Origin of the sequence: Telmatospirillum sp. J64-1, assembly GCF_006980715.1 — a bacterium.
Lineage (GTDB): Bacteria > Pseudomonadota > Alphaproteobacteria > Rhodospirillales > Magnetospirillaceae > Oleiliquidispirillum > Oleiliquidispirillum nitrogeniifigens.
On record NZ_SBHN01000042.1, the window covers coordinates 1 to 12,051 of the forward strand.

Annotated in this window: 11 protein-coding genes, 1 tRNA gene and 1 pseudogene; 6 read left to right on the forward strand and 7 right to left on the reverse strand. The window is 62.7% G+C overall.

All coding sequences use genetic code 11. The annotated features are described in order from the left end of the window. Together EPD66_RS24190 and EPD66_RS22895 are read left to right on the forward strand one after the other, a co-directional pair. Positions 1-977: pseudogene (locus EPD66_RS24190) on the forward strand (bifunctional DNA primase/helicase); the annotation flags it as partial. A 3-nt stretch (positions 978-980) separates the two neighbouring features. Then, positions 981-1,685 carry a hypothetical protein gene (locus EPD66_RS22895; RefSeq protein WP_142850886.1) on the forward strand — a complete coding sequence of 235 codons (705 nt, stop codon included), beginning with the start codon at positions 981-983 and terminating at the stop codon, positions 1,683-1,685. 2 nt (positions 1,686-1,687) lie between these two features. Here the strand turns inward: EPD66_RS22895 and EPD66_RS22900 are convergent, their stop codons facing one another. Then, positions 1,688-2,521, reverse strand: a complete 834-nt coding sequence (locus EPD66_RS22900) for a hypothetical protein (protein WP_142850887.1) — start codon at positions 2,519-2,521, stop codon at positions 1,688-1,690. A gap of 2 nt (positions 2,522-2,523) precedes the next feature. Here EPD66_RS22900 and EPD66_RS22905 point away from each other — a divergent pair, with 2 nt between their 5' ends. Next, positions 2,524-4,149, forward strand: a complete 1,626-nt coding sequence (locus tag EPD66_RS22905) for a recombinase family protein (RefSeq protein ID WP_142850896.1) — start codon at positions 2,524-2,526, stop codon at positions 4,147-4,149. Here the strand turns inward: EPD66_RS22905 and EPD66_RS22910 are convergent. From EPD66_RS22910 to EPD66_RS22935, 6 genes are all read right to left on the reverse strand, one after another. Then, positions 4,106-4,182: transfer RNA gene (locus tag EPD66_RS22910), tRNA-Met, on the reverse strand. The two genes, EPD66_RS22905 and EPD66_RS22910, sit on opposite strands and share 44 nt — an antisense overlap. Before the next feature lie 54 nt (positions 4,183-4,236). Then, entirely contained in the window at positions 4,237-5,346 is a 1,110-nt protein-coding gene (gene mnmA, locus EPD66_RS22915) for a tRNA 2-thiouridine(34) synthase MnmA (protein WP_142850888.1), read from the reverse strand. A gap of 55 nt (positions 5,347-5,401) precedes the next feature. After that, positions 5,402-6,088, reverse strand: coding sequence for a DUF599 domain-containing protein (locus EPD66_RS22920; RefSeq protein WP_142850889.1), 687 nt, complete (start codon positions 6,086-6,088; stop codon positions 5,402-5,404). Beyond that, positions 6,088-6,771: a thiaminase II gene (gene tenA, locus EPD66_RS22925; RefSeq protein WP_142850890.1), complete on the reverse strand. Its 684-nt coding sequence runs from the start codon at positions 6,769-6,771 to the stop codon at positions 6,088-6,090. Before tenA ends, EPD66_RS22920 begins: the two co-directional genes overlap by 1 nt. A gap of 134 nt (positions 6,772-6,905) precedes the next feature. After that, the gene (locus EPD66_RS22930) at positions 6,906-7,268 is read right to left on the reverse strand and encodes a hypothetical protein (protein ID WP_142850891.1); all 363 of its coding nucleotides are present in this window, start codon (positions 7,266-7,268) and stop codon (positions 6,906-6,908) included. A 245-nt stretch (positions 7,269-7,513) separates the two neighbouring features. Continuing rightward, positions 7,514-8,233, reverse strand: coding sequence for a UdgX family uracil-DNA binding protein (locus tag EPD66_RS22935; protein WP_255448622.1), 720 nt, complete (start codon positions 8,231-8,233; stop codon positions 7,514-7,516). Between the two features lie 43 nt (positions 8,234-8,276). Here EPD66_RS22935 and EPD66_RS22940 point away from each other — a divergent pair, with 43 nt between their 5' ends. The 3 genes from EPD66_RS22940 to EPD66_RS22950 all read left to right on the forward strand — a co-directional run bounded on the left by EPD66_RS22940 (position 8,277) and on the right by EPD66_RS22950 (position 11,546). Continuing rightward, on the forward strand, positions 8,277-8,936 hold the full coding sequence (locus EPD66_RS22940) for a hypothetical protein (protein ID WP_142850893.1): 660 nt from the start codon (positions 8,277-8,279) through the stop codon (positions 8,934-8,936). Positions 8,937-9,088: 152 nt separating this feature from the next. Further along, positions 9,089-9,523: a PAS domain-containing protein gene (locus tag EPD66_RS22945; protein ID WP_142850894.1), complete on the forward strand. Its 435-nt coding sequence runs from the start codon at positions 9,089-9,091 to the stop codon at positions 9,521-9,523. Between the two features lie 10 nt (positions 9,524-9,533). Continuing rightward, positions 9,534-11,546, forward strand: a complete 2,013-nt coding sequence (locus tag EPD66_RS22950) for a DNA translocase FtsK (RefSeq protein ID WP_142850895.1) — start codon at positions 9,534-9,536, stop codon at positions 11,544-11,546. Positions 11,547-12,051: the final 505 nt, after the last annotated feature.

A 12,051-nucleotide genomic window follows, 5' to 3' on the forward strand; every position in this document is an offset into this window, starting at 1 on the left:
GCGAGGCCGGCGCCGGTAAATCGACCCTGATCGAATTCCTCTGGAAGCTGGTCGGCCGTACCGATTACGAAGGCTTCGACCCCAACAAATCCACCCAGGCCGCACGCTCGCGCAACATGTCCCAGGTGGCGAACCTGCCCGTGTCGCTGATCGAAAGCGACCGCGAGGATACGGCGAAGGCCAAGCAGTTCGATTGGGACGAACTAAAGACCGCCTATAACGGGCGACCCAGCCGGGCGACCGGCGTGCATAACGGCGGCAACGAAACCAACGAACCGCCTTTCCGGGGCTCGATCCTGATCAGCCAGAACGCTGCCGTGAAGGCCTCCGAGGCGATCATGCAGCGTATCGTCCATGTCCATTTCGACACGTCGGGTCACACTGCTGACAGCCGTTCCGCCGCCGATGCCCTGGCCTCGGTGCCGGTCGAGACCGTCAGCTATTTCCTGATCATGGCCACGCGGGCTGAACGGGCCGTGATGGAGACGGTCCGGAAGGAAACGCCACGCTTCGAGGCCGAATTGATGCGCCTGCCCGAGATCCGGCTGCAGCGTATCGGCAAGAACCACGGCCAGCTTATGGCCCTGACCCTCGCCCTGGCGGATCTGATCAAGATGCCGCCTGCTTGGCGAGACGAAATCCTACTGGCCCTGCGTGAAGCCGCCATCCAACGCCAGAGCGCGATCGGCGCCGACCACCAGATCGTCGAGGAGTTCTGGGATTTCTACGACTACTTGGGCGACCACGCGGCGAATCACAGCCGAGACCCCAACGTGATCGCAATCAACCTCAATTACATGCAGCGCCTTGCCGGCATGAATAACCAGCCGCTCCCGGCGCTCTCCGATCTGAAAAAGCACCTCAAGACCAGCCGCAGCCGCCGCTTCATCGGCATCAAAGCCGTGAACAGCGCCATCGAAGCCCATAACGGCAATCCCAAGACGGTGAAGTGCTGGATCTTCGAACGGGAGAAATAAGCCATGAACAGATTCGATGCTGCCGCCGCCTGGGACAGCCTGCCCGCAGAGGCACAGCGGGCCTTCGGGATCGCGGCCTTGATTTCCGTCATCGGCGCCGAGGGCGAAGACCGGGGCCTGGCCCCGCTGCAGGGCTATATCGCCGCCGCCCACGAAGGCGCCCATGCGGCCAAGATGATTGCTGCCGATCATGGTCTGCTGCCCGATCTCCTGCGCCTGCCGGATCTCGCCATTATCGGCGTCCAGGCCTGCCCGGGATGCGGATGTACCGACGCCTGCAGCTGCGCCACGGTTGGCGAAGAACCCTGTCATTGGACCGCCACCGGCTTGTGCAGTTCCTGCGCGGCCGCCGCCGAAGGTCAGGAAGCCACCTTCGCTGGTAAGCTGCTGGTCAGGGAAGGAGGCTACCTGCTGAACGTCGAGATCGTCGACGGCAACGAGACGACACGCGCCTTCAAGATTGACGGCAGCTTCCTGTCCAGGGACGAGAACGGCCGATGGCTGTTTGTCGACGGCTTCCTGTATGGGACGTTCCGCTCGGCCCTTCTCGATGACGGACCAGCCAGCGATGTGGCGGCCGCCGCTCTTTCCGCCCTGGGTGTCCCGGTTCTGGATATGGGCACCGCCCAGCAGCGTGTCGCCGACGCCGGCGTGCCTCTCCTCAACATCACCCTGATGGAACGCCGCCAAGCGGCCAAGGGCGTTTGATTTTACCGTGCGGTGGAGAGGTTGCGGATGCGTTCTAGGTCAACGTGGTGCCAGAGATGATCCATCAACTTGTTGATCGCAAAATCAAGCTCCATGTGAGCTCCTACGAAGTGCCCATAATTTATTGGAATACTACCTTCAACACGAAGGCTGTATTCCACCTTTCTCAATCCTTCCATAACCTCACCCAATCTTGCTGCGAGAAAATACCCCATCCTCGGGTCGAGAGGGCGGAGAGCATTCAGGGCAGATATGTTCTCAATTATACGCTGGTGGAATTGCTGTATATCGTATACTTCGGAAATAGACGTAATATCATCAAAATAAATATCTTTGAGTTCTATGTCCAGGCGGTGTACTTGTTGTATCTCCCCGAGGAGCATAGTGGCGTAAGCTCGGCGGAACTCTCTTTCCTGATGATTGGCAACCCAAAAAGCACCGAATATAGCAGCCAATGCTGTGAACGCTGCTCCAACAATAGTTGCCATACCGCTATCAAGGGCCACTCCTTGGAAAGCGTGAGCACTCACCATTCCGAGGACGCCACCAAAGAACAAGAATGCCCCGAGATGAGCGTTTCGCGTCATGGCATCAAATATCTGACGAATGATAGACATCATCAACTCTCCCAAGAGTTGGGCATTCTGCCCAGCCTCACAGTTATGTGCCAGGATAAAGCTGCATAGGCTATGCGTTCCTTGCGCCCAGCCCTTCGACCGTCCGGTGCCCAAGCCGATGATCCATTGGTTGAGTTGATCATCGCGCTTGCGCGCGCAGCGGCCCGACGCGACCATGATGCGGATGAAGCTCGATTCCGGCAGGGGCAGGACAATCAATCATGCGATGCGTGATCTACGCGCGCTATTCCAGCGACCATCAATCTGAACGTTCAATTGACGACCAGGTCCGCCTTTGCCGCGAGTATGCGGAGCGGCAAGGCTGGTCCGTCATCGACGTCTATGCGGACTATGCCATTTCCGGAAGTCACCTCAACAGTCGACCGCGTGCGCTGCAGCTGCTCGAGGACGCGAAGGCCAAGCGTTTCGACTTGGTGCTGACCGAGGCACTGGACCGTCTATCTCGGTCCCAACGAGACATTGCCGATATCTATGAACGGATCCGCTTTGCCGGCGCCAGCCTCTACACGGTCGGCGGAGGAGAGGTCACGGAACTCCATGTGGGCCTTGAAGGCACTATGAGTGCGCTCTTCCTCCGCAACTTGGCTGCCAAGGTGAAACGGGGGATGTCCGGCCGCGTGGCCGAGGGACGCAGCGCCGGCGGCTTGAGCTATGGCTATCGCGTGGTCCCTGAGATCGATGCTCGCGGCAACGTCATCCGCGGCGGCCGCGTCATCGATCCCGACCAGGCCGCCGTGGTGCGTCGCATTTTCCGAGAATACGCCGCCGGTAAAAGTGCCCGCGAGATTGCAACAGGTCTAAACCGCGATGGCATTCCGGCACCCAGCGGCAAGCAATGGAACGCCTCGACCATCAATGGCAACCGTAGCCGCCGAAGCGGGCTTCTTTATAACGAGCTCTATATCGGCATGATGGTGTGGAACCGGACGCACTTCATGAAAGACCCGGACACCGGCCGGAGGATCAGTCGCCCAAATCCGCCCGAGGAGTGGCAGGTGGCCGAGGTGCCGGATCTACGGATCATCGATGACCAGACTTGGGAAGAGGTCCACGCCCGCAAATCCCACTATGCCGAATATCCGATCCATGTCGCACGGCGCCCGAAGCATGTCTTCAGCGGGCTCGTCCGTTGTGGCGTTTGCGGAGGGGCCTACGTCTCCAAGACGCGCGATTACATGGGATGCTCGACCCATAAGGAATCGGGAACCTGCAGTAACAACCGCTCCATCAAGGTAGGGGAACTGGAAGACCGGGTCCTGGGGGCACTCAAGAATCGGCTGCTTGACCCCGAAGCGATCGCTCTGGCGGTGAAGGTCTATCACGAAGAGCGAAAGAGACTTCGCCAGGAAGATGGCCAGCGCCTGGTTAGACTGGAACGGCGCCTGGGAGACCTTGACAAGCAGATCTCCAACATCGTGGACATGGTCGCCGAAGGCTTGGCCACGCGCAGCATGGCGGCAAAGCTGATCGACCTCGAGGCCGAGCAGGACAAGGTCACCTCTGAGATCAAACGCCTGACCGAGGGTGACGCCGCCGTGATCGAGCTCCATCCTGGCGCTGCCGATCGCTGGCGAGCCTGGGTGGCAAACCTTCTTGAAGCCCTGCGCGGGAGCGACGAGCAAACGCGCCGGGCTGTCGAGCTGGTCCGCTCAATGGTCGCCTATATCGAAGTGATCCCTGGAGAGGCGAGGGGAGAGAAGTATCTCCGCCTGCATGGCCACCTGGCCCAAATAGTAAACCTCGCCCAGCGTAAGCCGGGCGAGGCACTAAGTACGGCAATAATGGTAGCGGAGGAGGGACTTGAACCCCCGACACGCGGATTATGATTCCGCTGCTCTAACCAGCTGAGCTACTCCGCCTCAGCGTTGGGAGGCCTGATATATCCGCCCGGGCAGGGGCTGTCAACACGAATTTTACGAAAGCTGACGGCCGATCCAGCCGCCGCCCAGGCAATACTCTCCCTGATAGAAAACGCAGGCCTGGCCTGGGGCGACGCCTTCCTGGGGATGGTCGAGGATGACTTCGGCGGTGCCGTCTTCGGCCAGCAGGACGGTGGCCGGGGCCGGTTCGCGGGTGGAGCGGACCTTGACCGCCACGCGGGCTTCGCGGGCGCCGGGTTCGCCCAGCCAGTTGACGCCGTGCAGGCGCATCGACGTCACGCCCAGCGCTTCCTTGGGGCCGACGATGACGCGGCGGGTCTCGGCGTCGACGCGCAGCACATAGAGCGGCGGCCCGCCACCGATGCCCAAGCCTTTCCGCTGGCCCACCGTGTAATGGATGATGCCGTCATGCCGGCCCAGGACGGTGCCGTCCAGATGGACGATCTCGCCGGGTTCGATGGCACCGGGGCGCAGCTTCTCGACCACGCCGGCATAATTGCCGTCGGGCACGAAGCAGATATCCTGGCTGTCGGGCTTGGAAGCCACCGGCAGGCGGAATTTGGCGGCGATGGCGCGCGTCACGTCCTTGCTTTCCAGCCCGCCCAGGGGAAAGCGCAGGAAGTCCAGCTGCTCGCGCGTGGTGGCGAACAGGAAATAGCTCTGGTCGCGGCGATGGTCGGCCCCGCGCAGCATCAGCGAACGCCCATCGGGGGCGCGTTCGCGCTGGACGTAATGGCCGGTGATCAGAGCGTCGGCACCCAGGTCATTGGCGGTGTTCAGCAGGTCGCGGAACTTGACCGTCTGGTTGCACAACACGCAGGGAATCGGCGTCTCGCCGCGCACATAGGAGTCGGCGAAGCGCTCCATCACATCGGCGCGGAAGGATTGCTCGTAATCCACCACGTAATGGGGAATCCCCAAGGCATCGGCGACGCGGCGGGCATCGTGGATGTCCTTGCCCGCGCAGCAGGTATTGCCCTTGCCCACGGCGCGGCCATGGTCGTAGAGCTGCATGGTGATGCCCACCACGTCATAGCCTTCCTCGACCAGCATGGCGGCGGTGGCCGAGGAATCGACGCCGCCGGACATGGCGACGACGACACGGGTCTGGCTGGGCTTCTTGTCGATATCGAGCGAGTTCATGGCCCGGTTATATGGAAGAGCGGGCCAGTGGGGCAAGCACGCCTTTTTTCTTCCTTCATTCCATCATCAGGGCGGCGCGGGTGCGGGAGTGGAATTCCCGGCGATAGAGGATGGCGACGACGCAGGCCGTGGCGGCGATCATGACCACGGGATGAATGAACCAGCACAGTAAGGCCAGCGCGAAATAGAAGCCGCGCAGTCCGGAATTGAAGCTGCGTGCGCCCAGTTCGTTGAGGCGAGCGGCCTGCTTGACGAAGGTTGCCTTGGTGGTGGGGTCGGCGGTGTTGGAGGGGGCGCCGCCGATCAGGATGCAGCAGTAATTGAACTGGCGCAGCGACCAAGTGAACTGGAAGAAGGTATAGACGAACACCGTCGCCAGCAGGATCAGCTTCAGTTCATAGACCTCGCGGGGCGTGTCGACGGTGAAGGGCAGGTCCTGCAGCACCTCGTAGCTGGTATGGACCGAGCCCATCATGGCGATCACGCCGCCCAGGATCAGGATCGAGGTCGAGGCCAGCAGCGAGATGCTGCGCATCAGGTTGCTGACCAGATTGCTGTCCTGGATGCGCACCTCGCGTTCCAGCATCTGGTGCATCCAGCGCAGGCGGTGATAGTTCATCGCCGCCGACAGGGATTTGGCCCGCCAGTTGGAGCGGTCCATCACATAGCCGAAGCCGACCCACAGCAGGAAGAAGCTGGCCAGGGCGACCAGATCGATAATCGAAAAGAACAAGAAGGACATCACGCGGCGAGGCTCAGCCCCATCTCCCAGAAATCCGTTTCCAGCCGGGTGGCCGTGCGGAAGGTCGCGACAAGGGAGTCCATGCGCCCCGGTCCGGCGCGCCGCGCGAACAGCCGGTCGAGCTGTTCGATCTGGGCGCGGGCGACGTCCTGATAGGCTTCGCCGGCATAGGTCTCGATCCAGTCTCCATAGGGATTGGACGCGATCTTGTCACCGAAATCCTGCTTCAGGCGGTTGGCGATCTCGCCATAGCCGATGATGCAGGGCGCCAGGGCGACATGCAGGTCGAGCAGGTCCCCGGCCATGCCTTTTTCCAGCACGAAACGGGTATAGGCCATGGTGGCGCGGGCTTCGGGCAGGGATTGCATCTCGTCCTTGGACAGGCCCCAATTCTGGCAATAGCGCACATGCAGGCCCATTTCGTCGAGGATGGCGGCCATGCCCGAGGCCGCCTGGCGCATGTCTTCCAGGGTTTCGCTCTTGTAGACGGCCAAGGCATAGGCGCGGGCGAAATGGATCAGGAACAGGTAGTCCTGTCCTAGATAATGCCGGAAACATTCCTCGGGCAGGCTGCCCTCGCCCAGGCGGCGGACGAAATCATGCTCCACGAAGGCGCACCAATCCTCTTCGCAGGCAGCACGCAGGCGGGCAAACAAACTATCGGCGGCATCGTCCTGCGCCATGTTCACGCTCCCACGGGTAAAGCCATTTTGCCAGCAGGATGGGCCAAGACAGGGCCTCTGGCAACACCTCTTCCCGTCTTCGGGACCGCCTTGCTTGCTTTATGTTTTGCCCTCTGCGTAAGCGTGCGCCTCTGCTAATGCCTGGTGCTGTCCCGTCTCGCCGGTATCGAGGCCACCGCCTCGGCGATGCAGGCGGTCAGGTTCAGCGCCGCCATGTCCTCGCCCTCGAAGGCGAGCAGGCGTCCCTCGCTGCCACGCAAGGGAATTTCAGCCACCGCCTCGAAGGCCTCGTGATGCACGATCAGGCGAAGCTGGCCCGGCTGCTCGGCCTTGGTCAGCAACAGCAGGTTGCCGTCGCCCAAGGGCAGTTCCAGCAGCGGCAGCGGCGTCGCACCCGGGCCGGAGAGGATCTCGGCGGCATTCGCGGCGCCGCCATCGAAACGGCGGCGGCGAAAGCATTCTTCCGACAGGCACTCGGCCACCAGCAGGCGCCCCAATCCGACGAGGGCTCGGGCTACCGGATCATCCGGACTGCGGCTTTGGGCTTGGAGGGTGGCAGAGCGAAGAGCGGGGCTGAGAGGCAAGTCGGCGAGAGGTCGAACTGAAGCCATTGGCTGCCCTTTCGGAAGCTTGAATAGGCATCAATGTAAGGTTGAGGGGCAAAAGTTGAAATTCCGAGAAAGGCATACCCCTTCGGCTCCCGCGAACCCCTCCCCTGAGTGCTTGCCTTTCGAAGCGGGATCTAATCCAGCAGGTCGGCAACCTTCCGCAGATCCTCCACCAGACGGGCGATTTCGGCCTCGCGGTCGCCGCGCGAGCGCAGGATGGAGGAGGGGTGGACGGTGGCCGTGACATAGGGCGCATAGGCCGATTGCACGAAGCTTCCCCTCTGGCGCGTCACCCGGAAGTCCTTGCCCAGCAGGGCCTGGGCGGCGGTGGCACCCAGGCAGACGATGACCTTGGGCGAGACGGCTTCGATCTCCGCCTTCAGCCAGGGCAGGCAGGCCTCGATCTCGCGGGCATTGGGCTTGGAGTGAAGGCGGCGCTTGCCGCGTGCTTCCCATTTGAAATGCTTGACGGCATTGGTGACATAGACGCGCGAGCGGTCGATTCCGGCCTGCACCAGCGCCTGGTCGAGCAGCCGTCCGGCGGGGCCGACGAAGGGGCGGCCGGAGAGATCCTCGGAATCGCCGGGCTGTTCGCCGACCATCATCACCACCGCCGTTTCCGGTCCTTCGCCGAACACCGTCTGGGTGCCGGTTTCGTGCAGCGGGCAGGCGGTGCAGCCTGCGGCCGCGCGGCGCAGCGCCTCGACCGCGCGCTCTTCGGGCAGGAACTTTTCGGCGGTTTCCACCGGGCTGCGCATCTTCTTTCTCCTTTCTCTCTTTTTCGGATGAACAGCGGACGGTCCGGTGCGGTTCCGGGCGGGCGCCGCCGCGCCATGCTTGACATGGAAGGCCAAGGCGCTTAATCGGCTATGAGTTCCTGCGCAGCCGGACCCCGAGATGAGCGATCAGGCACAGAGAGAGAAGAGCCGCAGACAAGCTTTCGAAGCACGGCTGGCACGGGCCCTGGCGCGCGGTCAGGCCCTGGGCAATCTGCGCCGTAAGGCCGAGATGGAAAACTGGGTCGAAATCTGCGGCCAGTTGGAAGCCCATGAGATCCTGACCATGGTGCCCCGTGTCCTGACCGGCCTGGCGCGCAATCCCGATATGCGGCCCTTGCTGGAAAGTTGCGGCCTGCCCATCGACAACAACCTGTTCTATGACGGCATCGGCGCCACCGTGGCCTCGTATAGCCGTCGTGACCGCAGCGCGCCCGAACGCGTCGCCGCTGACCGGCGTCTGGCGGAATTGCAGGAACAGTTCAACAATCTCGTCCAGGCTTCGCTGGACCTGGAAGCCGAACGCGGCCGCCAGGAACAGCATATCCGGGCGCTGGAACAGGAACTGGCCGCCCTGCGCGCCGCCCTGACCCAGTCCTGGCAGCATTATACGGCGGTGCTGGAAGAGGAAAGCGCCCGGGGGCACAACGATCCCAAGGCCTTGCCCGTCGAGCGCGCCAATGCCGCCCTGTCGGCCCTGTCCGACCTGATGCGCGCCGCCGGGATCGAGCCGCCCCAGGCGGCCCCGTCCGCTGCGCAGCAGAAAATAGCGGTTGAGTGACGTTCTTTCCGTCTTTTCCCTTTTCATCCGCCGTTCCCCCACCTTGCGCCGCGATTTTTTCGACATTCGAACAAGAAGAGAACATCGCAGGCATTGAGCGCGGAGCCGGGCTCGACTACACTCCCGGTTCCCAACGGCAGTGGTCGAAAGTTATGGCTCGACTTATCCTTCATACTTCTGAACTCAAGGGGCTCTACGGGGCTTGGCTCGACCAGTGCAAAGGCGAGCGCTTCCCCTCGGCCGCCGATCTCGAACCTGCCGTCCTGCGGCCCTGGCTGGATCATCTGGTCCTGGTCGAGGTGCAGCTCGATGGCAATTACCGTTATCTCTATTATGGCGAATCCCTGGCTTCGGCCTTCGGCACCGACATGGTGGGCCGTTCGGTCGAGGATCTGCCCGCCCATCAGCGCAATGTGCTGAAGGCCGAATATGACGAGTTGCGCGCCAGCCGCTTCCCCGCCGCCCGCGTCTATACGGCGCTGTTCAACGGGCGCGAAGAAACCTGGGAACGCCTGGCCCTGCCTTTTTTTGACAGTCAGGGCGAAGTGGTGGCCGTGATGGTCGCCGCCTATCGCCTTGAACCCTGACGGCGAGCAAATGTCCGACATCATCCTTTCCGGTAGCGATTCCGACTCCGTGGCCCCGATGACGGCCTCGGAATTCAATTTCTGGTGCGCCATCAACGGCAAGCCCTTCCGTCTGGTCCAGCGCACCTGGCCGGACGGCATCACGGAATGGGATATCGAAGCCTTCCCCGGCCGGGCCGAGGCCACCTTGGCCTATGGTACCGGCCAGGCCGACGAAGCCGTCGCGGCCGCGGCCGCCTTCGCCTTCGTGGCGGGTCTGGAATGGGCCGAGGCCGGACTGCGCCGCGGCGAGGACGAGGATTTCGACGAGGACCCGCTGCTGGAAGCCCCCGGCGGCTATTATCCCGAGGAACTGGCCGAGGACGAGGAATACGGCGAGGCCGGGGAAGGGGATGAGGCCGAGGAGCAATATCCGGCCGAGGACGAGGATGAAGAGGATGCGGGGGAGGAGGATTATCTTCCCCCCGCCGAGGACGATCAGGGGGACGAGGAGGAATACGGCGAGGACGAAGGGGAAGACCTTCCGGCCCGGCCGCATGTGCCGCCGCCGCTGCATCTGATGCAGGCCGCGCCGCCGCGCGCCGCCGACCGCCTGGACGATGAGTCCACTTTGGCCGGCAATGCCCGCACGCTGGAAGGCGTGCTGCGCAATTTCCGTGTGCGCGGCGAGATCATGGAGGTCCGCCAGGGGCCGGTGGTCACGCTTTACGAATTCGAGCCGGTGCCCGGTACCAAATCCTCGACGGTCATCAATCTGGCCGACGACATCGCCCGTTCCATGAGCACGATCACCACCCGTATCGCGGTGGTGCCGGGCCGCAGCGTCATCGGCATCGAATTGCCCAACGAGACGCGCGAGACCGTCTATCTGCGCGAGATCCTCAGTTCGGACGCTTTCCAGAAGACCGGCGGCCATCTGCCCCTGGCCCTGGGCAAGGATATCGGCGGCGAACCCGTCGTGGCCGACCTGGCGCGCATGCCCCATCTGCTGATCGCCGGCACCACCGGCTCGGGCAAGTCGGTCGGCATCAATGCGATGATCCTGTCGCTGCTCTATCACCTGCCGCCCGAGAAATGCCGCCTGATCATGGTCGATCCCAAGATGCTGGAATTGTCCGTCTATGACGGCATTCCGCATCTGCTGACCCCGGTGGTCACCGACCCCAACAAGGCGGTGCAGGCCCTGAAATGGGCGGTGCGGGAGATGGAAACCCGTTACCGCGCCATGTCGCTGGTCGGCGTGCGCAATATCGAAGGCTTCAATGCCCGCGTCGCCGAGCTGAAGGCGGCGGGCGAGAAGGTCACCCATCGCGTGCAGGTCGGCTTCGACCGGTCCTCGCGCGAACCGATCTATGAAGACCGCACGCTCGAACTGGAACGCCTGCCCTATATCGTCATCATCGTCGACGAGATGGCCGACCTGATGCTGGTGGCGGGCAAGGAGATCGAGGCGGCGATCCAGCGTCTGGCGCAGATGGCCCGCGCGGCGGGCATCCATCTGATCATGGCCACCCAGCGGCCTTCGGTCGACGTCATCACCGGCACCATCAAGGCCAACTTCCCGACCCGTATCAGCTTCCAGGTCACCAGCAAGATCGACTCGCGCACCATCCTGGGCGAGGCGGGGGCCGAGCAGCTGGTCGGGCAGGGCGACATGCTGTTCATGACGGGTGGCGGGCGCATCACCCGTGTTCACGGTCCCTTCGTGTCGGATTCCGAGGTGGAAAGCATCGTCAACCACCTCAAGAGCCAGGGCGAGCCGGATTATCTGCACTCGGTCACCGAGGAAGAGTTCGAGGTTCCGGCAGCCGGTCCCGAAGGCGGTGGCGAATCCAGTTCGGAAGACGACCTCTACGAGCGCGCCAAGCTGCTGGTCGCCCGCGAACGCAAGGTTTCGGTCAGCTTCATCCAGCGCTACCTGCAGATCGGCTACAACCGCTCAGCCCGTCTGGTCGAACGCATGGAATCCGAGGGCCTCATCAGCCCGGCCAACCATGCCGGCAAGCGCGAGATCCTGTTCTGACAATGAAGAAGGGGCGGTCCTTGGCCGCCCCTTCTTGCTTCGCCGTCTCATCCGCCACTCCCGCGAAAGCGGGTGCTCATGCTCTTGGTGTCATTGTGCCTTGGTGACCCCCTGCGGCATGAAGAAACCACCAAGGCACCAAGGGCACCAATAGGCTGCTGCCCCCTCGGCGCTAGGTTAGCGGCAGGAGGGTGATTCTCGATTCTCAAGGAGGCTTGTGTTCCGCCCAAACCCGCCGGGGGCCTCCTTCCCAAAAAAGGCTGAGCGCTTGCCCATGCTTCGAGACGGGCCTTTCGGCCCTCCTCAGCATGAGGTTTATCTTATTGATATGATATCAGGAATTAGCCTCACGCCTTCAGGAGCCGCGAAGCGGCGTCTCGAAGGGAGTGTAGCGCGGTTTCCGATTTTGGACTTCTCCGACAGAGTTTTTGGACTCCTGCCGATGCCGTTAGAAGCGAGGTTTGACCGCCTCTTCTAACGGCATTTTTTGTGCCGCCGCCGCTGC

Coding starts and splice junctions, on each gene's coding strand:
- EPD66_RS22940 (WP_142850893.1), top strand. CDS start 8,277: ATGAGCGATCAGGCACAGAGAGAGAAGAGCCGCAGACAAGCTTTCGAA.
- EPD66_RS22905 (WP_142850896.1), top strand. CDS start 2,524: ATGCGATGCGTGATCTACGCGCGCTATTCCAGCGACCATCAATCTGAA.
- EPD66_RS22950 (WP_142850895.1), top strand. CDS start 9,534: ATGTCCGACATCATCCTTTCCGGTAGCGATTCCGACTCCGTGGCCCCG.
- mnmA (WP_142850888.1), bottom strand. CDS start 5,346: ATGAACTCGCTCGATATCGACAAGAAGCCCAGCCAGACCCGTGTCGTC.
- EPD66_RS22895 (WP_142850886.1), top strand. CDS start 981: ATGAACAGATTCGATGCTGCCGCCGCCTGGGACAGCCTGCCCGCAGAG.
- tenA (WP_142850890.1), bottom strand. CDS start 6,771: ATGGCGCAGGACGATGCCGCCGATAGTTTGTTTGCCCGCCTGCGTGCT.
- EPD66_RS22945 (WP_142850894.1), top strand. CDS start 9,089: ATGGCTCGACTTATCCTTCATACTTCTGAACTCAAGGGGCTCTACGGG.
- EPD66_RS22920 (WP_142850889.1), bottom strand. CDS start 6,088: ATGTCCTTCTTGTTCTTTTCGATTATCGATCTGGTCGCCCTGGCCAGC.